We start from the raw sequence: 21679 nt of genomic DNA, 5'->3' as shown, positions 1-21679 counted from the left end.
CCGCCGGTCAACGGCCGGCCGGCTGCGCGGTGACGGTGTCGGTGGTGACGGTGGTGCGGGCGGTGCCGAACCAGCGGTCGAGTGCGTCGGTGAGGGGGGTGTCGGTGCCGGGGGAGGTCCAGGCGATGTAGCCGTCGGGTCGGATGAGGACGGTGTCGAGTCCGGGGTCGTGGCCTGGGGCCCAGGTGGCGGTGAGGACTTGGAGGCGGTCGGTTCGGTCCGGGGTGATTTCTGCGGTCTGGCCGGTGGTGGTGATGAGGAGGCCTTGTGCGGTGTGCAGGAGGTCGGCGATGCGGGTGCGGGTGCCGTCGGGGAGGGTGAGTTCCTGGTCGGGTGGCATGCGCTTGCCGAGCAGTGGGTGGTCGCCGGGTCCCATGTCGTAGCGGATGCCCAGCCCGCTCACGATCCCGGCCAGGTGGCCGGCCGCGTCCTTGTACGCCACCAGCTCGCCCATCACCTCGCGCATCGGGTCCATGTCGGCGTCACCGAGGTACAGCATCGACGCCGCCTGCGCGTTCCGGATCAGTTGCCGTCCGATGGGCCGGCGTTCGGCGTGGTAGGTGTCGAGCAGGCCGTCGTGCGCCCAGCCGTTGATCACCGCCGCCAGCTTCCAGCCGAGGTTCACCGCGTCCTGCAGACCCGCGCTCAGCCCCCACGCCGCCAGCGGAGGTATCGCGTGCGCGGCGTCACCGGCCAAGAGGACCCGGCCGCGCCGGTATTCGGAGGCCAGCCCGGCGGCGTTGCCGCAGGCCCACAGCCACTGGGCCTGCGCGTGGTGGATGGACTCGCCGGTGAGCCGCTGCCACGCGTCGGCGACCTCGCCGAACGTCAGGGCGCCGGGGTCGGGGTCAGGGGGCAGGCTCCTGTCGTGGATCACGATCCGGAAGCGGCCGTCTCCCAGGGGGGTGCAGACCACCATGTTGCCGCCGGGAAGGCGCTCGCCGATCGGCCGTGGGCGCAGCGCGATCCCGCTGATCTCCGCGGTGTACATGCCCCGGGTGGCAGCCCGGCCGGGAGCGTCGATGCCGGCCAGCGTACGGACGGTGCTCTGCGCGCCGTCGCAGCCGACCACGTACGCGGCGGTGTCCTCACCGGGGCCGTCCGGCCCCTCGAAGGCGACCACGACGCCGTCCGGCGTCTCGCGCAGGCCGGTCACCTCGTACCCGCGCCGCACCGGCACCCCGAGCTCGGCCAGCCGGCCGCCCAGCATCTCCTCGGTCCTGGCCTGGGACAGGCCGAGCACGCCGCTGTGATTCTCGTCCAGCATGCCGAGATCGAAACGGACGCCGCCGAAGTGGCCCATCGGGCCCCACCTGAAGTCGCCCAGCCGAGGGAGCAGCCCGCGCTGGTCCAGCGACTCGGCCGCGCGCCTGTTGAAGCCGAGGGCGCGGGATTCGCCGGTCGGGGCGGTCAGCCTGTCGTAGACCGTGACGTCCACCCCGCCCAGGTGGAGCTCCCCGGCCAGCATCAAACCGACCGGTCCGGCGCCGACGACTATTACGCCAGTTCTCATGTTCTGGCCTTCCGCACGCTGTATCTGGAGAATCGGCAGCGTCAAACTACACACCCTCATGTTCGGCTTCAATATGAGGAATGCGGGTGCCGGCCGGAAGGGCGTTCGTTCAACTGTGGATTTCTCCGGTTGAACACGCTGCCGTTTTGAACACGCCGCCGTTTTCGCGGCAACATCGAAGATGCCGACGGGACATACGACCCTTCATGGTGAACGCGAGAGTCCTGCGATCACGTGAAGTGAAAGGATCGATATGCGGCCTGCCATCGTCCGCATCGGCAATTTGGTCATCGAAGGCGGGCCGCTCGGCGACCCGCATGCCGCTTTCTCTGGAACGACGGTGCGGCGGTCATGGGGGAGCGGAACGTGGGCGCGTCCCGGCGCGGCGGGCCGGCTGCCGGACCCGTGGCAGCGCGCGGCGGATCGCCCGAAGCGCGGCCCGCGCCCCGAAGAGACGAGACGCGGCTGAGGCGAGCCCCCGACGGGAAGGGAGTCCCGACGTGCCGGTCGAGAAGATCGCGCTGATCACGGGCGCCAACAAGGGCATCGGCTATGAGGTGGCACGGCAGCTCGGCGCACGGGGGACCATCGTCCTCGTCGGCGCCAGGGACGACGTGCGCGGCAAGCACGCGGCCGACTCACTGGCGGCCCGCGGCATCACCGCGGTGTCGTTGCGGATCGACGTGCGGGACGCGACCACCGTGTCCGACGCCGCGACCGAGATCGAACGGCGCTACGGCCGCCTGGACGTCCTGGTGAACAACGCCGGCATCGCCGGTGGCTTCACCGGGCCTCCCAGTGAGGCGACCGCCGACGACCTGCGGGAGGTCTACGAGACCAACGTCTTCGGCGTGGTGTCCGTGACCAACGCGATGCTGCCGCTCCTGCGCCGTTCGGAGGCGGGGCGTGTCGTGAACATGTCGAGCCACGTGGGGTCGCTGGCTCTCAACGCCGATCCGGCCTCCCCGTTCGCGCGCCTCAACATGATCGCCTACCAGTCCTCGAAGACCGCGCTGAACGCCCTGACGATCGCGTACGCGAAGGAGCTGCGCGGGACGCCGATCAAGGTCAACGCGGCCAACCCCGGAGTGGTGGCCACGGACATCAACCACCATCAAGGACAACGGACTCCCGCCGAGGGAGCCGTGATCGCGGTCCGGCTGGCGCTGCTGGACGCCACGGGACCGTCGGGAGCGTGCCTGTCGGAGGACGGGATCGTCCCGTGGTAGCCCCCGGAGAACGGGATTCCGACAGCGAATGGACAGGGAGGAACGCGGTGGCGGTCGACGGGACGATCCTGGTGCTGGGCGGTACCGGCCGGCAGGGCGGCGCGACGGCGCGCGAGCTGCTGCGCCGTGGGCACACGGTGCACGCTCTGGTGCGTGACCCGCAGGCGCCCGCGGCGCGGGCGCTCGCGGACGCGGGCGCGGTGCTCGTGCGCGGTGACATGGAGGACGAGGCGTCGTTGCGGGCGGCGATGCGAGGCGTCCGCGGCGTCTTCAGCGTCCAGACCTTCAGGACGCCCGGCGGGGTGGACGCCGAGGAACGCCAGGGCAAGGCGGTGGCCGACGCCGCGGCCCACGCCGGGGTGGCTCACCTGGTCTACAGCTCGGTCGGCGGCGCGGAGCGCTCGACCGGCGTACCGCACTTCGAGAGCAAGTGGAACATCGAGCAGCACATCCAGAAGCTCGGCCTGCCGGCGACCGTCCTGCGGCCGACGATGTTCTACGACGTCTTCCACGACATCGGCCCGCGTCTCGTGAACGGCGAGCTCGTCCTGGGCCTGTGGCTGCGCCCCGAGACCGCGGTCCAGGTGATCGCGACCAGGGACATCGGCGTGTTCGCCGCGGACGCCTTCGACGACCCGGACGGCTGGCTCGGCCGGCAGGTCGAGATCGCCAGCGACGAACTGACCGGACCGCGGATGGCCGAGGCCTTCGAGCGGGTGTCCGGCATCCCGACCCGCTACCAGGAGCAGCCCATCGAGCGGCTCCGCGCGGTTCGCGAGGACCTGGCCACGATGTTCGACTGGTTCGAGCGCGAGGGCTACCGCGCCGACCTCCCCCGGCTCCGGAGCATGAGACCGGACCTCACGACCCTCGAGGCCTGGCTGCGCGACAACTGGACCGCGCCGGAGGCCCAGCCGCCGCGGTGACCTCGGCCGCGGCGCCGACCGCGGAGAAACCCGCCTGGACACGACGAACCCGCCTGGACGAAGAGCCCGCCTGGACAAAGAGCCCGCCTGGACAGGAAGAACCCGCCGGGACGCCGCGTCCAGGCGGGTGAGTTCCACGAAGAAGACCCCTCATCCGGAGAAGGACCGCTGATCCGGATGAGGGGTCCGTCGTTCGCGTCGGGAACGCCGCGCCTCAGTAGTTCCCGAGGCCGCCGCAGACGTTGATCGCCTGGGCCGTCACGGGCGCGGCCGCGTCGGTGACCAGGTAACCGACGAGGCCCGCGACCTCCTCGGGCGTGGAGTAGCGGCCGAGCGGGATCTTCGCCTGGAAGCGCTCGAGGATCGCCTCCTCGGTCGTCTCGTGGTGCGCGGCGTAGCCCTGCCTCACCCGCTGCGCCATCGGGGTCTCGACGTATCCGGGGCAGACGGCGTTGACGGTGACGCCCGTCTTGGCGAGTTCCAGGCCCAGCGCCTTGGTGAACCCGACGACGCCGTGCTTGGAGGCGGAGTAGGGAGCGCCGAGCACCACGCCCTGCTTGCCGCCGGTCGACGCGATGTTGATGATCCGTCCCCAGCCGCGCTCGAGCAGCCCCCCGGTCCTGAGCACCTCGCGGGTCATCAGGAAGACGCTGTTCAGGTTGGTGTCGATGACGTCGTACCAGAGCTCGTCCTCGATCTCCGCCGTCACGCCGCCGCCGCTGCGGCCGGCGTTGTTCACCAGGACGTCGACCTGTCCGTACCGCTCCACGGCGGTGCTCACGAGGCGTTTCACGTCCTGCGGACGCCGGACGTCCGCGGCCACGCCGTCGGCCTGGTGGCCGTTCGACCGGAGCTTGCCGACCGTCTCCTCGACGGCTTCGGAGTTCCGCGCGCAGATGAAGACCTTGAGGCCGCGAGCCGCGAGGGTCTCGGCGACCGCCAGGCCGATGCCGCTCGTCCCGCCGGTGACGAGCGCGACCTGCTGTCCGTTGTCCGTCATTCGGCCTGCTCCTTTCATGAATACGGTGTCGCAGCAGTCTGGCGGTGATTCCACTAATTCCGGTCGAGTGCGGGTTGATTCGATCAGGTTCGACTGCCGCGCTTTTTCAGTTGAACGTTCACGAGGGCCACCGCAAAACCGAAGTTGCGGGCCGAAAACGCGCCGACCTATCGTCGGCAACCAGCGGCTAGGAATTCAGGAGGGAAACCATGGCCACGTCGCCTGCGGTGCGGGATCAGTCCGCCGCGTACTCGTTGCTCGATCTGATTCAAGGCGCGGTGATAACCCAGGCGATCTCTGTCGCGGCCAAGCTCGGTATCGCGGATGTTCTCGGCGATGGGCCGCTGCCCGCGGAGGAAATAGCCAAGCGGGTGGGAACCGACCCCGAGGCGACGCGCCGGCTGCTGCGCACGCTGTCCGGCTATGCGGTGTTCGCGGTCCGGCCGGACGGCCGGTTCGAGCTGACGCCGATGGCCGAGGCGCTCCGCGACGACGCGCCGGACTCGATGCGCGGCATCGCCATGCTGCTGGGCCACTCCCTGCTCTGGGAGGACTGGGGGCACCTGCTCGAGTCCGTGCGCACCGGCGAGGCCAACATGCCGAAGCTGCGCGGCATGGGCGCGTACGAGTTCCTGATGGCGAACCCCGAGTACGCCGGCGTGTTCTTCCAGGGAATGCGCAGCATGTCGGATCCGGAGACGGATCCGGTGCTGGCGGCGTACGACTTCTCGCAGTTCCGCACGATCGTGGACGTCGTCGGCGGGCGCGGGGCCCTCCTGGCGGGGATCCTCTCGCGGGCGCCCCGCTCGCACGGCGTGCTGTACGACTCCGAGTCCTCGACCGCGGACGCGCCGCAGGTGTTCGAGGCGGCCGGCGTCGGGGAGCGGGTCACGATCAAGAACGGCACCTTCTTCGACAAGCTGCCGGCGGGCGCGGACGCCTACGTGCTCAAGCACATCCTGCACGACTTCCAGGAGCCCGAGTGCCTCACGGTCCTGAAGAACGTGCGTGAGGCGATGGCCTCCGACGGCAAGGTGCTCGTCATCGAGTACGTGCTGAACGGGAACAACGAGCGGCACATCGGGAACATCATCGACCTGTGGCTCCTCCTGCTCCTGGGTGCCAGGGAGCGCACGCTGCCGGAGTACACCGAGCTGTTCGCCAAGGCGGGCCTGAAGGTCGTCGGAGCGGTCCCCACCACCTCGCCGGTCTCGATCATCGAGGCGGTCCCCGCCTGAAGTCCCGGAAGCGACGCCGGTCCCCAGACGCCCCCACGCGAAGCCGAGGACAGGACATGGATACTGATGTGATCATCGTCGGTGCCGGGCCGACCGGACTGATGCTCGCGGGCGAACTGCGTCTCGGCGGCGCGGAGGTCACCGTCTTCGAGCGGCGGACCGAGCGCAGCTGGGAGTCGCGCGGCATCGGCTTCACCGCGCGGGCGACCGAGATCCTCGACCAGCGCGGGCTCCTCGAGCGGCTGGAGAACGCCGAGATCACCCGGCAGGGCCACTTCGGCGGCATCCCGATCGACTACGGGGTGCTCGAGGGCTCGCACTTCGGAGTGCGCGGCGTACCCCAGTACAAGCTGGAGGAGATGCTCGAGGGCTGGGCCCTCGAACTGGGCGTGTCGCTGCGCCGCGGATACGAGGTCACGGGCGTGGAGGACACCGGGGACGGCGTCACCGCGGTCGTCGAGGGTCCCGACGGCCGTGGCGCGTGCTCGGCCCGCTACCTGGTGGGCTGCGACGGCGGGCGGAGCACCGTCCGGGAGCTCGTGGGCTTCGACTTCGCCGGCTCCGACGCGACCCGCGAGATGTACCTGGCGGACGTCACCGGCTGTGACATCCGGCCGCGGATGATCGGTGAGCTGGTGCCCAACGGCATGGTCATGTCGGCGGCGCTGGAGAAGGGCTACCACCGCATCATCGTCTGCGAGAACGGGACGCCGCCGCCGGACCGGAACCGCCAGGTGACCTTCGCCGACGTCGCGGACGCCTGGCAGCGGCTGACGGGCGAGTCGATCCACGGCGGGGAGGCGCGCTGGGTGAGCAGCTTCACCGACGCCACCCGCCAGGCCACCGAGTACCGGCGCGGCCGCGTGCTGCTGGCGGGGGACGCCGCGCACATCCATCTCCCGGCCGGCGGGCAGGGACTCAGCGTCGGCGTGCAGGACGCGGTCAACCTCGGCTGGAAGCTGGCCGCGACGGTCCGGGGCTGGGCGCCCGACGGCCTGCTCGACACCTACCACGGCGAGCGGCACCCCGTGGGTGAGCGGGTGCTGCGGAACACGCGCGCCCAGGGGACGCTCAACCTCAGCGGCAAGTCCGTCGAGCCGCTGCGGGCCGTCATGACGGAGCTCGTCGCGATCCCGGCGGTGGCGCGGCATCTGTCCGGCATGGTGAGCGGGTTCGACATCCGCTACGACGTGGGCGACCAGGGGCATCCGCTGCTGGGCGCGCGGGTGGCCGACCGCGAGCTGGAGCTCGCCGGTGGCGGGCGTGAGCGGATCGCGCGGCTGCTCCACCCGGCGCGGGGCGTCCTGGTCACCGCCGACGACTCGGGCGAGGTCGGCCGGTGCGCCGCCGGATGGTCCGACCGCGTCGAAACGGTCCGCGTGAAGAGCTTCCCGGCGGGCCCGGAGGAGGGCGGCGCCGCGACGGAGTCGGTGCTGATCCGCCCCGACGGATACGTCGCCTGGGCGGCGCCGGGCGCGGGCCGGCTCGCCGAGGCGCTACGGCGCTGGTTCGGCGAGGCACGGCGGTCCACGGAGAGCCGGGACTCCGAGCCGCTGGCGTCCGTCCGCTAGACGTTTCGGCAATGCAGAGGAGAGGAATCGTGGCTGCGAGCGCGGTGCGTGACACGGAACACGAGATCAACGTCAGTGCTCCTGCCGAGCGGGTGTACGCGCTGATCGCCGACGTCGGCAGGTGGCCGGAGATCTTCCCCCCGACCGTGCACGCCGAGTGCGTCGAGAGGGACGGGAACTCCGAGCTGATCCGGCTCTGGGCGACCGCGAACGGCGCCGCCAAGACCTGGACGTCCAGGCGTGAGCACGACCCGGAGCAGATGAGCGTCTCGTTCCGTCAGGAGCGGTCCCAGTACCCGGTCGGCGGCATGGGCGGGAAGTGGATCGTGGAACCCGTCTCCGCGTCCGAATGCCGCGTGCGCCTGCTGCACGACTACTTCGCGGCGAGCGACGATCCCGCCGATCTGGAGTGGATCGACCAGGCGGTCGAGCGGAACAGCAGGTCGGAGCTGACCGCGCTCAAGACGAGTGCGGAGCTGACCGGGCCCGACCGGCTCATCACCTTCGAGGACACGGTGACGGTCGACGGCAGCGCCAAGGACGTCTACGACTTCATCAACGAGGCGCGGCTCTGGTCGCAGCGCCTCCCGCACGTGGCCCGGGTGTCGCTGGAGGAGGAGACGCCGGGCCTGCAGATACTCGAGATGGACACCTCGACCAAGGACGGGTCCGTGCACACCACGCGGTCCGTACGCGTCTGCCGGCCGTACACGAGCATCGTGTACAAGCAGATCGTCGTGCCCGCGCTGATGACGCTGCACACCGGGCGCTGGCTCATCGAGGAGCGCGACGGGGCGGGGGTGTCCGTGACGTCGCGGCACACGGTGCGGATCAACACGGAGCGCATCACCGAGGTCCTCGGCGCCGGAGCGGACGCGGAGACCGCGCAGCGGTTCGTGCGTACGGCCCTCAGCGGCAACAGCATGACCACCCTGCGCGCCGCGAAGGCCTACGCCGAGGGCTCCGGCGGCGAGCGCGCGGCGTCGTGACCCGATCCGAGGCGGCCGCGCCGGTCGTCATCGTCGGCGCGGGACCGGTCGGGCTCCTGCTCGCCTGTGAGCTCGGCCGGGCCCGGGTGCCGGTCGTCATCGTCGAACGGCTGGCCGCCCCGATGACCGAGTCGCGGGCCAGCCAGCTCAGCACCCTGACCGCCGAGCTCCTGCACGAACGCGGGTTCGACGCGCTGCTCGACGAGGCCGCGCACGAGCCGCGGGCGCACTACGGCGGGCTCGGGTTCGACCTGTCCGGCCTCGACAGCGACTACGCGGGCAACTGGAAGGTGCCCCAGTACCGCACCGAGGCCGTCCTCGGCGAGCGCGCCGAGGCGCTGGGCGTGACACTGTTGCGGGCGCACGAGCTGACCGAGATCACCGAGCTGCCGGACCACGTCGTCTGCGGAGCACGGGGCCCCGAGGGCCACGTCCGGATCCGGGCGCGGTACGTCGTGGGGTGCGACGGAGCCCAGAGCACCGTGCGCGAACTGTGCGGGTTCCCGGTCTCGGCCACGGCGCCGACGAAGGAACTGCTGCGGGCCGACGTCACGGGCGTCGCGATCCGCGACCGGAGGTTCGAGCGGCTCGCGACCGGATTCGCGGTGGCGGCGACCCGCGACGGCGTCACCCGGGTGATGATGCACGCGGCCGGCCAGGGAGTGGCCGAACGCACCGGGCCGCCGGAGTTCGCCGAGGTCGTACGGCTCTGGGAGAAGGTCACCGGCGAGGACATCTCCGGCGGGACCGCCGTCTGGCTGGACTCCTTCGACAACGCCAGGGGCCAGGCAGACTCCTACCGGCGGGGGCGGGTCCTCCTCGCCGGCGACGCCGCCCACTGGCACATGCCGATCGGCGGCCAGGCGCTGAACGTGGGGCTCCAGGACGCGGTCAACCTGGGCTGGAGGCTCGCCGGCACGGTGAACGGCTGGGCGTCGCCGCACCTGCTGGACGGCTACCACGACGAGCGGCATCCCGCCGCGGCACGGGTGCTCGACCACGTCGCGGCGCAGGAGCTCCTGCTGCTGGGCGGCCCCGAGATCGAGCCGCTGCGCGCGGTGCTCGCCGAGCTGACCGGTCTGCGGCAGGTTCGTGACCACCTGGCCAGGGTCGCCGGCAACCTCGACGACCGGTACGGCCCTCCCGCGGCCTGGCCGGTCGGGCGGCGCGTCGCGAACCTCCGGCTGCGGACGGAGTCGGGTCCGCTGCGGGCCGCGGGCACCGAGCCCGTCCTCGTACGGCTGACGGACCCGGCGGGCCGCGGGGATCCCGCCGGCCGCACGGACTCCGCCGGCGACCTCGGCCGATTCGCCGTACCGACGATTCGCGCGACCGCGGACGAGGGCCGTCTCCCGGGGATCACCACCCTCCTCCTGCGGCCCGACGGCTACGTCGCCTGGGCCGACGACGGCGAGGAGGACCTGGACCGGGCGCTCGGAAGGCTGCTGCGCGCGGAAGAAGGGAAGGACGATGCAAGGCTTTGACGCGGACGTCATCATCGTGGGGGCCGGCCCCACCGGGCTCATGCTCGCGGGCGAGCTGGGCCTGGCCGGAGCCCGTACCATCGTCCTCGAACGGCTGGCCGAGCCGACGAGGCAGTCGCGTGCGCTCGGTTTCTCCGCACGCGCCATCGAGGAGTTCGACCAGCGAGGGCTGCTGCCGCGCTTCGGCGACCTGCAGACCATTCCCTTCGGCCACTTCGGCGGGCTGCCCATCGACTACCGGGTGGTCGAGGGCGGCTCCTACGGCGCGCGGGGGAAACCCCAGTCCCTCACGGAAGGGGTGCTGGCCGGGTGGGCCGCCGAACAGGGCGCCGTGGTCCGCCGGGAGCACGAGGTCACCGGGCTCGCCTCCGATGACGACGGCGTCGAGGTGGACGTCGTCACGCCGGAGGGCCGCGAACGCCTGCGCGCCCGGTACGTCGCCGGTTGTGACGGCGCCCGCAGCGCCGTCCGCAAGCTGATCGGCGTCGACTTCCCCGGCACCGATCCGGCCATCGAGCTGTGGTTCGCCGACGTGGCCGACTGCGACCTGCGGCCGCGGTTCTCCGGCGAGCGCGTACCGGGCGGAATGGTCATGGTCCTGCCGACGGGCCCGGGGATCAACCGCGTGATCCTCCACGAGCGGGGCGGGACGCGGCAGGGCGACGGCGCGCCGGACTTCGGCGAGATCGCCGCCGCGTGGAACCGGCTGACCGGCGAGGACATCAGCGGCGCAACGCCGCTGTGGACGAGCTGGACCACCGATTCGAGCCGTCAGGCGGCGGAGTACCGCCGGGGGCGGGTCTTCCTTCTCGGCGACGCCGCGCACATCCACCTGCCGATCGGCGCGCAGGGGATGAGCGCGGGCGTTGGCGACGCCGTGAACCTCGGCTGGAAACTCGGCGCCGAGATCAACGGTCACGCCCCCGCGGATCTGCTGGACACCTATCACACCGAGCGGCACCCGGTCGGAGCCCGCATCCTGGCCAACACGCTGGCCCAGCGGATCCTGTACCTCAGCGGCGACGAGATGGACCCGATGCGGGCGGTCCTGACCGAGCTGCTGGCCTATGAGGAGGTCCAGGAGTTGCTGGTCGGCATGGTCACCGGCCTGGACATCCGGTACGACGTCGGGGCGGGCGACCATCCACTGCTCGGCCGGCGGCTGCCGGACGCCCAGCTCACAGGCGACTTCGGGCCGTCCGGCGTGGCGCGGGCCTTCCGGCTCCTGAACGCCGGGCGCGGCGTCGTCCTCGACCTGGCCAGCGACGCGAAGGTGCGCGCCGCCGCCGCGCCGTGGGCGGACCGGATCGACGTCGTCACCACGACCTCACGGCCGCACGGCGCGCTGGCGGACATCGAGGCCGCGCTGGTGCGGCCGGACGGCTACATCGCGTGGATCGGCTCCGGCGGGGCCGGGGCGACGGGCCTGCCGGAGGCACTGACCCGCTGGTTCGGCCGGCCACAGGAAGGTCACCACGGCGTGACGCCCGCCGCGGCGGGCGCACGGCCGTAGGCACGGTAACCGGAAGAAGCGAGGAGAACATGCCGTTCATCAATCCCGAGGACGGGTACCTGACGGTCCTCAACCTGTTCAAGACGGACGCGCCGGACCGGGTGGACCGGCTGGTCAACGAGATGCGGGCGATCGTCGACACCGCGGCGTTCCCCGGCTGGATCTCCAGCACCGTGCACCGGGGCCATGAGAAGGCGGGGACCGCGAACTTCATCCAGTGGCGCGGTCGGCAGGACCTGGAGTCGCGGTACGACGGCGCCGAGTTCAAGCACCATACGGTGCCGGTGTTCCAGCAGATCACGACGTACATGCGGCTGATGCAGACGGAGGTGGAGTCCAGCCTGCGCCACCCCGCGCAGGGCGACGTCACGGAGATCTCCCCGGACCGCGACGACTACACGGTCATCGAGATCCTCGGGGTCGAGCCCCGCGACCAGACCGACCTGGTCGGCGTCCTCGGAGCGGCCCACGACTGGCTGGTGGACGTGCCGGGTTACCGCTCGCAGACCGTGCTGCGCGGCATCCGGTCCCGTGGCCCCGACGGCGGCAGCGGCCTGGCGGCCATCGGTACGGACAACGACTTCGTGGTCGTCTACTCGCAGTGGGACGGCAAGGACTCCTACGACGCGTACCGCGCGCTCGCGGAGGACGAGCAGCCCGCCGCGCGGCGCAAGAGCCAGGACCGGCGGAACGCGCTGACGACCGCGACCGACTGGAACACCTACCGCGTCGTCCACACCCGGTCGGCACCGCAGCCGGCGACGGCCTGACCGGACCGGCCACACCCATCGACGCCCGGTCGTGGGCCCGCCCGTACGGGGCGGTCCACGGCCGGGCGTCGATGCCGTCGGACGTCAGGTGTCGGGCGTCGGGGGAACGGTGGTGCGGCGGGCTCGCGGTCCGTTCGTCCCGGTACCTTCGATCAGCGCGGGGGCCGGGCGATCTTCTCCCAGTGCCACTGCGTGTCGAACGCCGTGATGTCGAAGTCCGCGCCCTCGGCGGCCAGCGCGGCGGCGAGGCCGGTGGCCTTCGCGATGAAGCCCGAGGCGCGATGCGCGGCGAGCAGGTCCTGCTCGTCGAACGGCAGCCCCTCGCAGCGCAGCAGCCGCAGATCGACGAAGCCGTTGAACGCCCGGCCCAGCACCTCCACCGACTGCGGGCTGCGGATGCTGAAGCGCACCTTGGCGGCCACGTGGCCGTGGTGATGCTGGTCGGAGTAGTACGCGATGTCCGGGATCGTGGGCGGGACGAAGTAGTCGCGGGCGGCTATCTCCGGGGACTTCGGCAGATTGCCGACCAGGAAGTGCCACGAGTTGTACTGCATCCGCGCGGACATCGACCAGGCGACGTCGGCCAGCTGCGCGGGCGAGTCCGCGAAGTACCGCCGGGCCTCGGGCGTGGGGACGACGCAGCAGAAGAAGTGGGGGAGGTCCCAGGTGGCGATCTCCGCCCACTCCTGCTCGCGCAGGGCCGTGACCAGCGCCGTCAGCGACCGCATCCCGCGGCTCATCGCGAAGTCGGCGTCGAACGTCGCGGTCGCCGCGCGGACGGTCTCATAGACCAGGGACTCCAGTCCCGTCCCGAACTCGCCGTGCGGCTCCGCCAGCCACCCGGGCGACGCCGCGAGGGCGGTGCCCAGCTCCCCGAGCGTGTCACCGGTGACCGGGAGCCGGTCGCGTACGCGCGCGCAGAGGTCCGCCTCCAGCCGCCGCGCGTCGCCGGCGGGAGCGCCGGCGACGCGCTCGATCTTGTGCATCAGCGGACCGTGGATCTCACGGTAGAGCTGGACCTTCGAGGTGATCTCCCGGCGTCGCCGGGCGACCGCCTCCGCCAGGTCGCCGAGCGTCGCCACCCGGGCCGAGGCCGCGGGCGGAACCTGCTCTCCGCCGGGCACGCCGTTGTACGCCAGGCGCGTCCGCTCCAGGAGGTGGGCCACGTGGTCGATCGTGAGCTGTGTCCCGTTGGCCTCCTCGATCCGGGCGAAGCCCGCCGAACGCACCAGCAGCGTGAGGCAGGCCACCATCAGCACGTCGCTGTCCGACCACAGCTCCAGCGGGATCGGCGCCAGGCTGCTCAGCGCGCAGTCGGGGTGACCCGGCCACAGCGTCTTCCCGGTCAACGTGTTCCGGTCACGGAAGTTGGTGTACTGCCGGTCCCCGGAGTACAGCACGAAGGGCGCCGTACGGCGGGCCGCCTCCTTCAGGGTCTCCAGCATGTCCCGGCGGCCGTCGGGACCGGCCGCCGTCAGCCACGCGCGGCAGTCGGCGACCGATTCCCGCAAGCGCGCGGTGGCGCGGGCGAGCTCGGCCTGGTAGTCCGCCAGGTCACGGCCGGACCACGGCACGCGCAGCACGCCGCCCACGAGTTCCTCCTCGCCGGACAGCGGTCCCTTCGAGGGAACGCGCAGGACGACCCGGCCGCTCGTGTTGAGCCCGATCTCGCCGAGGAACGCTGCCTCGGCCTCGCCGGCCGCCCCGATGGCGCGGGCCGCCTCGGCGTCGCGGATCGCCTCGGTGCCGCCGGCGACTTCGGCGTCGCCGGCGGCCTCAGCAGCAGCGGCGGCCGGACCGGCGATCCGGCCGTTCCCGCGCCACGACCTGCCGAACAGGATCTTCAGCGCGCACTCGTCCGCGACGGGCAGCGCCCGCAGCTGGATGTCCGCCGGGACGTGCCCGGCGAGGGTGAGCAGCGTGTCCACGGCCGAGGGCAGGTCCGGAGCGGCGGCCGCCTCCCGCCAGACCCGCTTGAGCAGTCCCGGGAACCCGGCGTCCTCGGCCACCGGGTAGTCCGGCTCGGCCGCCGTCCCGGCCCGCCGGCCGAGCCGGCTGGGCCGGCGGCTCTGCCGCGCCTTCGCCAGCGCGGCCTTACGAGAAAGCCCGGTATCCCGTTCGATCGGCAAGGTCATCGCGACTCTCCTTCGGCTGTCAGCTCGATGTGGTCCCACATCTGGGCCTCGGTCGGGGTCCATTGCTCATCCACATAAATGCAGTCGACGGGACAGACCATCACGCACACCGGGCAGCCGGAGCACAGTTCAGGAATGATGACGACGTCCAGTCCGCGATCGAATATCGCCCCGAATTCAGGAGGGCAGTTACGCAGGCACGTGTCGCACGTGATGCATTCCGACGCCTCGATGCGACGTGGCGGCTTCTTCCAGTTCTCGTTTCGGGATCGGTGCGCGATCCGCTCCGCGCGTCCGGTGTTCGCTGCGGGAGGGGTTTCCTTCGCCCACGGCATGTCGTGCTCTCACCTCGGTTTCCTGGCGACGCCCCGGGCCCGCGGGGGTGCGGGCCCGGGGGATGTGGGATCGGGTCCGATCAGCGGGAGCGCTCGAGGATCCTGCCGAGAATGCCGTCCCACAGGCTCGTCCTGGCCGCGAGCGCGAGGTTGATGGTCTCCTCGCACTGCGCCCATTTGCCGTCGTCGTCGCCGCACAGGTCGGCGAGCATCTGCATCGCCATCGGCGTGTGCTCTTCGCTGTCCACCTGGATGTGCCGCCTGAGGTAGTCGACGAATGTCGACAGCGCGCCGAACTCCGCGTTCAGCGCGGCGACCTGGTCGAACATGTCCGGGATGAGGTCCTCGCGGCCGAACGCGAACGCCGCGGCCTGGCAGTGCACCGGAGCGTTCTCGATGAAGTCCCACGTCCTGGCCACGAACTCGGCGGCCGGCTTCGGCGCGTCCGCCTCCCCGATCGCCGAGAGGACCGGCCGACCGGCGCGCAGCAGGCGGAGGAAGGCGTCGACGCGGGTCGTGTCGGCGCCCGCCTGCCGCATGCCCTCCACGTACAGCTCGAAGTGGCTGATGAAGCCCTGCCCGAGCTCGTCGCTCTCCTCGACGAGGACGATGTCGTTGATGAGCCGGCGGCTGCCGGTCGGGCCGGACGGCACCCAGGGCACCTCGACACAGGTCAGACCGCGCTGCAGGGACTTCAGCAGCGACATGAAGTCCCATACCGCGAACACGTGGTGCTCCATGAAGGTGACCACCGCGTCCATCGTGTTCAACTGGTGGTACAGCGGATGACCGATCACCTTCTGGCGGGCGGGCTCGATGGAGTTCTTGAGCCTTTCGATGGCGGGGTTCGTCTCTCCCCATTCGTACCGTGACACGACTTTCTCTCCTTCACTTCAGGTAACAGGGATTCATCTGCGGTCAGAAGACACCGAAGTACTCGCGGTGCTCCCACTCGGTCACCTCGTCCGCGGGAGGACGCTGCGCCGCGCACCATTCGCCGAACCGCGACGCCTCGCTCTCCTTCAGCTTCGTCAGGCAGGTCTTCAGCGGTGTTCCGAGCAGTTCCTCGGCGCGGCCGCTCTCACGGAAGGCGTCCAGCGCCTCGGGCAGCGAGTTCGGCAGCGCCGGATACGCGGCGCGGTTCGCCTGCGTGCCGGCGGTCAGCCCCTCCAGGCCCGCGTAGAGCTGGGAGGCGATGGTCAGGTAGGGGTTGGCGCACGGTTCGCCGATCCGGTTCTCGACGTGCGTGGAGCTGTCGCCGCTGAGCACCCGGACCATGGCGCTGCGGTCCTCGAAGCGCCAGTCGACCGACGTGGGGGACAACGTGAACTGCGGAGCCAGCCGCCGGTAGCCGTTCACGGTCGGAACGGACAGCAGGCAGAACTCCCGCGCGCGGGACAGCAGGCCCTCGACGTAGGCCTCTCCCTCGGGGGAGATGGTGTCCTGAGCGCCGCCGCCCGGCGCGAACACGTTGGCGTTCGTCTTCGTGCTCGTGACGGACTGGTGCAGGTGCCAGCCACTGGGGTCGAAACCGTCCAGGCGCGGCAGCGTCATGAACGACGCGTGGAAGCCGCGGCGCCGGCAGAACCGCTTGACCTGGGTCCGGAACAGCAGCATCGCGTCCGCCGCGTCCATGGCCAGCATCGGGCCGAAGGTCGTCTCGAGCTGCCCGGGACCGGACTCGTGCTCGAGCGTGCGCAACGGCAGGCCGAGCGCCATGAGCATGCCGGCCAGCGGGTCGGCGACCTCGGCCACCGAGTCGTAGTAGGCGTCGAGGTTGAACTGGTAGCCGGGGTTCATCGCCTCGACCACCGGGGCGGGTCCCTGCAGGCCGAAACCGTTCCCCGCGTTACCGGGCGGTCCGCCCATCAGGCGCGTGAGGTACCACTCGACCTCGAGGCCGATGACCGGGGCCAGGTCGCGCTTGGCGTAGTCGGCGCAGACACGGCGCAGGACGTCACGGGAGGCGAGCGGGTGCGGCGAGCCGTCGCGCAGGTACTCGTCCCCGAGCACCCACGCGGTCCTCGGCTCGGTCCCGGGGAGCACCTGGAAGGTGCGCGGATCCGGGACGAGGACGAAGTCGCCCGCGCCGAGCAGCTCGCCGACCCCCACGCCGGAGTCGGCGAGGAAGTCGACGGCGACGGCGTGGCCGGTGTCGAAGAGGAACGGCCCGGCACTGAAGTCCATGCCGTTGCGCAGCACCGTGCGGAAGACGTTCGCGGGCACCGTCTTGGACCGGGCCAGTCCGTGCGGGTCGCAGAACACGACCCGTACGAGATCGACCTCGTCCAGCTCCACCTCGACCTGCTCGGCCGCGGCGGCCTGCCGGTCGTCCCAGAGCCCGAACTCGGCCACGAACGAGGGGCGCCCCACGCCGCTCTCGTCGCCGTACCGGGACCATGGCCTGGAGATCATGTTCATTCCCCTTTCGGGTGCCCGGCGGGAGGCACCATCGTGAGAGCGAGCTCCGCCTCGATGCGTCCGGCGGCCGAGAGGACCAGGTCGTCATCGCCGACCCGGCCGACGAGCTGCAGCCCGACCGGGAGCCCGTGGGCCGTGAGGCCGGCGGGAAGGGACAGGGCCGGCTGGCCGGTGATGTTGAACGGATAGGTGGCGGGCGACCACGCGAGCCAGAGCAGGTCCTCCGGGTCGGCGGCCCAGGACGGGGCGATCGCGCCGGCGGCGAACGGCTCGGCCGGAACGGTCGCCATCGCCAGGAGGTCGTAGTCCTCCATCACCGCGGCCAGCCCGGCCCGCAGCGCCAACCGCGTCTCCTCGGCGCGCATGACGGCGGCGCCGCCGAGGGAGCGCCCGTACCGTACGACCGCGAGCCTGCCCTCGTCGCACCACTCTTCGTCCTCGGGCGCCGTGCCGCTCGCCTCGGTCGCGGCGAGGACGTCCACCAGGGCGGCGTACGGGTCGGGGAACGGGACGTCGATGCGGTCGACGCGGTGCCCCAGCCCGGTCAGCGCGGGCAGGACGTCCTCGGTCACCCTGCGCACCTCGTCGGACGTCCGCGGGAACTCGATCCAGCCGATCCGCAGCGGGGCGGGCCGTGTCCTGGGCGCGGGCGGGCCGGTCAGCGAGTCCGGGTCGCGGGGGTCCGGCCCGGTCAGCACGGACGTGAGCTCGGCGACGTCGGCCACGCTCCGCGCGAGCGGCCCGACGTGCGAGAGCCGCTCCGCGCAGGGTGGCACGTACGGGATCCGGCCGAAGGACGGCTTGAACCCGATGACGCCGCAGAACGCCGCGGGGATACGGATCGACCCCGCTCCGTCGGTGCCGAGCGACGCCGTGCACAGTCCCGCCGCCACCGCGGCGGCGGAACCGCCGCTCGAGCCTCCGGCGGACCGGTCGCGCGCCCAGGGATTACGGGTCGGGCCGGCGACCCTGCTGACGGTGCTCGCGCTCCACCCGTGCTCCGACGTCGCCGTCTTCCCCACGACGATCGCGCCCGCCGCCCGGAGACGGGCCACGGCGGGCGCGTCCGCGGCGGCGCGGCGGTTCGGCAGGAGCGACCCTCTCCTGGTGGGGAGGTCCCGCGTCTGGATGAGGTCCTTCACCGAGAGCGTGACCCCGAGGAGGGGCCGGTCGCGGAAGGCGTCCGCGCCGAGGCCGGCGACGAGCCGGTCGGCCGCCTCCGCCTCCCGAAGCGCGCGATCGTCCGCGACCGCGACGTAGGCGCCGAGTTCCGCGTCGGTCTCGCGGATGGCGGTGAGCACGGATCGCACGTGCTCGGCGACCGTGGAACGACCTTGGAGGAACGCCTGCCGTGTTTCGCGAATGCTGCGGCAGATCGGCTGCTTATTTACCGTTGCGGTGAAGACTGACACAGCCCAACTACATGACGCCGGTGGAATGCGGTGCAAGTCGCGAACGCGGAGAAACGGGCCGGGTGCGGCAAGCTCGGATAAGTAAATCCGGAAGTCGTCGGGCTCAGCGCGTTCAACTGGGGAGAATCGGCAGTCGAACGACAGCACGCACGGAGAAATCGGAGGCGTTTCGGCGGAGGTCTGCTATACACCTCGCCGCCCGCATTTGTATCCTGCGCTCGGCAGTTATGATTTTGAAGGGACTGCGATCATGATTCCCCGTTATTCGCTGCCCGAAATGGCGGAGCTCTGGTCCGACCAGGCCCGCTATGCCACCTGGACCAAGGTGGAGGTCCTGGCGTCTCAGGCGCAGGCGCTGCTCGGCCGGGTCCCCGAGAGCGCGCTGGCCGACATCCGGCGCGCCCCGGCGCCGTCCGCGGCGCGGGTGGCCGAGCACGAGCGCCAGCGCGACCACGAGATCCTCTCCTTCCTGGCCGCCTTCTGCGAGGGCATCCCCGACGACTCCGCGCGGTGGGTGCACCTCGGCATGACGAGCTATGACCTGGTGGACACGGCGCTGGGGCACACCCTCGCCCGCGCGTGCGACCTCCTCCTGCAGACGGCGGCCCGGCTTCGCGGCGTGCTGGTGGACAAGGCCGTGAAGCACTGGGACACGGTCTGCATCGGGCGTACGCACGGGATGCACGCGGAGCCCACGACGTTCGGCCACAAACTCGCCGGGTTCGCCTTCGCGATCGACCGATCCGTACGCCGGCTGGAGGCCGCCCGCGCGGAGGTCGCGGTGGGCACGATCTCCGGCTCCGTCGGTACGTACGCGCTGATCGACCCCTTCGTCGAGAAGTACGTGTGCGCCGAACTCGGCCTCGCCGTCGAGCCCGCGCCGAGCCAGGTCGTGGCCCGCGACCGGCACGCCCAGCTCCTGCAGGCGGTGGCGACGCTCGGCGCCTGCATCGAGCAGATCGCCACCGAGGTGCGGCTGCTGTCGCGCAGTGAGATCCGCGAGGTGGAGGAGAGCCGGACGGCCGCCTACCAGGGGTCGAGCGCCATGCCGCACAAGCGCAACCCGACGACCAGCGAGCGCCTCTGCGGGCTGGCCCGGCTGCTGCGCGGGTACGCGGGAACGATGCTGGAGAACGTGGCGCTCTGGCACGAGCGGGACCTGTCCCACTCGTCCGTCGAGCGGGTCGCCATGGCGGACGCACTGATCGTCGCGCACTACCAGACGACCGCGGCCGCGGACCTGGTGGCGGGTCTCGAGGTCTTCCCGGAGCGGATGCGCGCCGCGATCGACCAGACCAACGGCCTGGCGTACAGCTCGGCGGTGCTGGCCGACCTCCTGGAGGGCGGCACGGAGCGGGAACGCGCCTACCGGGCGATCCAGGCCGCCGCGAACGGCGCGATCTCCGGCGACGGGGATCTCGGTACTCTTCTCGAGGCCGAGGGAATCGACGTCGGCCCGCTGCGGCCGGAGCGTTTCCTCACGCACCACGACGTCATCTTCGAGCGATTGGAAGCCCTGCGTGACCTGGGACATTAAGCGCGAGAACGGCGCCGATCTGGACCTGAACGACGTGCTCGAGGTCTACCGGTCATCGGGGCTGGGCGAACGCCGGCCGATCGCGGACACCGAACGCATGGCGGCGATGGTGCGGACCGCCAACCTGGTCGTGACCTGCCGCGTCGACGGCGAGCTCGTGGGCATCGCGCGGAGCGTCTCGGACTTCTCCTATGTGACCTATCTCTCCGACATAGCGGTCGCCCGTGAGCACCAGCGGTCCGGCATCGGAAGAGCCCTCATCGACGCGACCCGTAAAGAGGCGCCGCAGGCCAAGATCGTGCTGCTGTCGGCGCCCGCGGCGACGGACTACTACCCGCACATCGGCTTCACCCAGCACCACTCCGCGTGGGTGCTGAACCCTTAGCGGCGTACGGCTCCGCCCGGGTGCTCGAATGCGCAGCGGCGCGCGGTGCCGCCTGGCCCGCCGGTTCGATCCGGCCCAGGTGGCGCCGCGCGCCGCTCGCGCGTTCGCCGGTGACACGCCGGCGCTCGGACGGCCCGGCTCAGAGCGCGTTCGGACCGCGGACGGCAGAAGGCCCACGGAGTTCCCGCCGTTCGCCGATCTCGGTCGACGCCGTGGCGACGGGAGGTCCGTGGGCCCGTCCGGCCGGGCTCGGCGCCCGGCCCTGATCACATCAGCCCTGGAGCACCAGCGCGGGATCCCCCGACAGGATGGCCGCCTGCAGGCGCTGCAGTCTCGCGCAGGGCTCGACGCCCAGCTCGCGGTTCAGGACGGAGCGGAGGCGGTGGAAGGCCTGCAGTGAGCGCCCCACGTGCCCCGCGCGGTACAGAGCGGTCATCAAGAACGCGCAGAGGTTCTCGTTCATCGGGTTCCTGGCCGTGACGAGCGTCAGCTCGCCGAGCAGGTCGGCGTGCCGGCCCAGGGCCAGATCGGCTTCGATGCGCCGCTCGAGCGCGCCGAGCCGGCACTCCTCCAGCGACGCCGCCTCGATCTCCAGGACACGACCCATGCGCACGTCCACCAGAGCAGGGCCCCGCCACAGCTGCAGTGCGCGATTGAACTCCTCGGACGCGAGGCGATGATCACCCTCCTCGGCGGCCACGCGACCGGCACGTACATGCCGGTCGAACACTTCGACGTCCGTTCGACATGCGTCTTCCTCAAGCAGATAACCGTTGTGGCGGGTGCTGAGCATCTGCCGTGCGTCCGGGTTGCCGGAATTCGCGGCGGCGAGCGCGTTGCGCAGTTGCAAGATGTAAGTCTGCAACGTCGTTGCGTAACTACGCGGCGGGGAGTCTGCCCAGAGTTCCTCGATGAGCGTCGGTACTGTGACGACCCGGCCCACATTCAGCGCGAGCACCGCCAGGACCTGGCGTTGCTTGGGCGCGCTGGTCCTCACCGGCGTCTGGTTCAGGCGCAGGGACAGGGGGCCGAGCAGTCCGATGCTCAGCGGCCTGGGATCCCGGTTCATGCCGTCTCCTCATACCCCTCGTGTAACAGGCGGATCTCTGTCCCGCTGAGCATGCCTCTAGGGCGGCTCAAATTTCCAGTGAGAATGTCACATAGCGAAAAGGGGTGGCTTAACGACGCATCCAGGACTTCAGGTGGGGCATAAGAGACTAA

At 71.2% G+C, this 21679-nt stretch carries 18 protein-coding genes; 10 read left to right on the top strand and 8 right to left on the bottom strand.

Annotation, left to right across the window (positions count from 1 at the left end):
• Positions 1 to 7: 7 nt before the first annotated feature.
• On the bottom strand, positions 8 to 1513 hold the full coding sequence (locus tag NE234_RS18700; RefSeq protein ID WP_252781645.1) for an FAD-dependent monooxygenase: 1506 nt from the start codon (positions 1511 to 1513) through the stop codon (positions 8 to 10).
• 500 nt (positions 1514 to 2013) lie between these two features.
• Here NE234_RS18700 and NE234_RS18695 point away from each other — a divergent pair, with 500 nt between their 5' ends.
• Together NE234_RS18695 and NE234_RS18690 are read left to right on the top strand one after the other, a co-directional pair.
• Positions 2014 to 2742 carry an SDR family oxidoreductase gene (locus NE234_RS18695; protein ID WP_252781644.1) on the top strand — a complete coding sequence of 243 codons (729 nt, stop codon included), beginning with the start codon at positions 2014 to 2016 and terminating at the stop codon, positions 2740 to 2742.
• A 47-nt stretch (positions 2743 to 2789) separates the two neighbouring features.
• Positions 2790 to 3668, top strand: a complete 879-nt coding sequence (locus NE234_RS18690; RefSeq protein WP_252781642.1) for an NmrA/HSCARG family protein — start codon at positions 2790 to 2792, stop codon at positions 3666 to 3668.
• A gap of 214 nt (positions 3669 to 3882) precedes the next feature.
• On the opposite strand, the gene fabG is transcribed toward NE234_RS18690, so the two are convergent.
• The gene (gene fabG / locus NE234_RS18685; RefSeq protein WP_252781640.1) at positions 3883 to 4668 is read right to left on the bottom strand and encodes a 3-oxoacyl-ACP reductase FabG; all 786 of its coding nucleotides are present in this window, start codon (positions 4666 to 4668) and stop codon (positions 3883 to 3885) included.
• A gap of 209 nt (positions 4669 to 4877) precedes the next feature.
• Between fabG and NE234_RS18680 the strand changes: the two genes are divergently transcribed.
• From NE234_RS18680 to NE234_RS18655, 6 genes are read left to right on the top strand one after another with little or no spacing between them, the layout of a single operon-like run.
• Positions 4878 to 5906: an acetylserotonin O-methyltransferase gene (locus NE234_RS18680; RefSeq protein WP_252781639.1), complete on the top strand. Its 1029-nt coding sequence runs from the start codon at positions 4878 to 4880 to the stop codon at positions 5904 to 5906.
• A 56-nt stretch (positions 5907 to 5962) separates the two neighbouring features.
• Positions 5963 to 7477 carry an FAD-dependent monooxygenase gene (locus NE234_RS18675; protein ID WP_252781638.1) on the top strand — a complete coding sequence of 505 codons (1515 nt, stop codon included), beginning with the start codon at positions 5963 to 5965 and terminating at the stop codon, positions 7475 to 7477.
• Between the two features lie 29 nt (positions 7478 to 7506).
• On the top strand, positions 7507 to 8466 hold the full coding sequence (locus NE234_RS18670) for an aromatase/cyclase (RefSeq protein ID WP_252781637.1): 960 nt from the start codon (positions 7507 to 7509) through the stop codon (positions 8464 to 8466).
• Positions 8463 to 9950 carry an FAD-dependent monooxygenase gene (locus tag NE234_RS18665; RefSeq protein WP_252781636.1) on the top strand — a complete coding sequence of 496 codons (1488 nt, stop codon included), beginning with the start codon at positions 8463 to 8465 and terminating at the stop codon, positions 9948 to 9950. The genes NE234_RS18670 and NE234_RS18665 overlap by 4 nt, the downstream gene beginning before the upstream one ends.
• Positions 9937 to 11463 (top strand): FAD-dependent monooxygenase, encoded by a 1527-nt coding sequence (locus NE234_RS18660; protein WP_252781634.1) that lies wholly within the window; start codon positions 9937 to 9939, stop codon positions 11461 to 11463. Before NE234_RS18665 ends, NE234_RS18660 begins: the two co-directional genes overlap by 14 nt.
• A 29-nt stretch (positions 11464 to 11492) precedes the next feature.
• Positions 11493 to 12233: a hypothetical protein gene (locus tag NE234_RS18655; RefSeq protein WP_252781633.1), complete on the top strand. Its 741-nt coding sequence runs from the start codon at positions 11493 to 11495 to the stop codon at positions 12231 to 12233.
• Between the two features lie 152 nt (positions 12234 to 12385).
• Here NE234_RS18655 and NE234_RS18650 read toward each other — a convergent pair whose 3' ends face one another.
• The 5 genes from NE234_RS18650 to NE234_RS18630 form a co-directional block, all read right to left on the bottom strand.
• Positions 12386 to 14368 (bottom strand): hypothetical protein, encoded by a 1983-nt coding sequence (locus NE234_RS18650; protein ID WP_252781631.1) that lies wholly within the window; start codon positions 14366 to 14368, stop codon positions 12386 to 12388.
• A complete protein-coding gene (locus NE234_RS18645) occupies positions 14365 to 14703 on the bottom strand; it encodes a 4Fe-4S dicluster-binding protein (RefSeq protein ID WP_252781630.1) in 339 nt (112 codons plus the stop codon). Before NE234_RS18645 ends, NE234_RS18650 begins: the two co-directional genes overlap by 4 nt.
• A gap of 80 nt (positions 14704 to 14783) precedes the next feature.
• Positions 14784 to 15578: a DUF3050 domain-containing protein gene (locus NE234_RS18640; RefSeq protein WP_252781629.1), complete on the bottom strand. Its 795-nt coding sequence runs from the start codon at positions 15576 to 15578 to the stop codon at positions 14784 to 14786.
• A gap of 43 nt (positions 15579 to 15621) precedes the next feature.
• Positions 15622 to 17118 carry a type I glutamate--ammonia ligase gene (locus NE234_RS18635; RefSeq protein WP_252781628.1) on the bottom strand — a complete coding sequence of 499 codons (1497 nt, stop codon included), beginning with the start codon at positions 17116 to 17118 and terminating at the stop codon, positions 15622 to 15624.
• A gap of 2 nt (positions 17119 to 17120) precedes the next feature.
• On the bottom strand, positions 17121 to 18434 hold the full coding sequence (locus tag NE234_RS18630) for an amidase (RefSeq protein ID WP_252781627.1): 1314 nt from the start codon (positions 18432 to 18434) through the stop codon (positions 17121 to 17123).
• Between the two features lie 352 nt (positions 18435 to 18786).
• On the opposite strand from NE234_RS18630, the gene purB reads away from it, so the two are divergent.
• Complete coding sequence (gene purB, locus NE234_RS18625) at positions 18787 to 20073, top strand: adenylosuccinate lyase (protein ID WP_252781626.1); 1287 nt, start codon at positions 18787 to 18789, stop codon at positions 20071 to 20073.
• Positions 20057 to 20458 carry a GNAT family N-acetyltransferase gene (locus tag NE234_RS18620; protein ID WP_252781625.1) on the top strand — a complete coding sequence of 134 codons (402 nt, stop codon included), beginning with the start codon at positions 20057 to 20059 and terminating at the stop codon, positions 20456 to 20458. The genes purB and NE234_RS18620 overlap by 17 nt, the downstream gene beginning before the upstream one ends.
• Positions 20459 to 20729: 271 nt before the next feature.
• On the opposite strand, the gene NE234_RS18615 is transcribed toward NE234_RS18620, so the two are convergent.
• Positions 20730 to 21527 carry an AfsR/SARP family transcriptional regulator gene (locus tag NE234_RS18615; protein WP_252781623.1) on the bottom strand — a complete coding sequence of 266 codons (798 nt, stop codon included), beginning with the start codon at positions 21525 to 21527 and terminating at the stop codon, positions 20730 to 20732.
• Between the last annotated feature and the right edge of the window lie 152 nt (positions 21528 to 21679).

The organism is Actinoallomurus rhizosphaericola, from assembly GCF_024055675.1.
In the GTDB taxonomy this organism is placed as follows: domain Bacteria; phylum Actinomycetota; class Actinomycetes; order Streptosporangiales; family Streptosporangiaceae; genus Actinoallomurus; species Actinoallomurus soli.
This window is presented reverse-complemented; position numbering and strand designations above follow the sequence as displayed.

Bases quoted from the DNA above. Each gene is read 5' to 3' on its own strand.
- NE234_RS18700 (WP_252781645.1), bottom strand. From the start codon at position 1,513: ATGAGAACTGGCGTAATAGTCGTCGGCGCCGGACCGGTCGGTTTGATG.
- fabG (WP_252781640.1), bottom strand. From the start codon at position 4,668: ATGACGGACAACGGACAGCAGGTCGCGCTCGTCACCGGCGGGACGAGC.
- NE234_RS18680 (WP_252781639.1), top strand. From the start codon at position 4,878: ATGGCCACGTCGCCTGCGGTGCGGGATCAGTCCGCCGCGTACTCGTTG.
- NE234_RS18675 (WP_252781638.1), top strand. From the start codon at position 5,963: ATGGATACTGATGTGATCATCGTCGGTGCCGGGCCGACCGGACTGATG.
- NE234_RS18660 (WP_252781634.1), top strand. From the start codon at position 9,937: ATGCAAGGCTTTGACGCGGACGTCATCATCGTGGGGGCCGGCCCCACC.
- NE234_RS18655 (WP_252781633.1), top strand. From the start codon at position 11,493: ATGCCGTTCATCAATCCCGAGGACGGGTACCTGACGGTCCTCAACCTG.
- NE234_RS18650 (WP_252781631.1), bottom strand. From the start codon at position 14,368: ATGACCTTGCCGATCGAACGGGATACCGGGCTTTCTCGTAAGGCCGCG.
- NE234_RS18645 (WP_252781630.1), bottom strand. From the start codon at position 14,703: ATGCCGTGGGCGAAGGAAACCCCTCCCGCAGCGAACACCGGACGCGCG.
- NE234_RS18635 (WP_252781628.1), bottom strand. From the start codon at position 17,118: ATGATCTCCAGGCCATGGTCCCGGTACGGCGACGAGAGCGGCGTGGGG.
- purB (WP_252781626.1), top strand. From the start codon at position 18,787: ATGATTCCCCGTTATTCGCTGCCCGAAATGGCGGAGCTCTGGTCCGAC.
- NE234_RS18615 (WP_252781623.1), bottom strand. From the start codon at position 21,527: ATGAACCGGGATCCCAGGCCGCTGAGCATCGGACTGCTCGGCCCCCTG.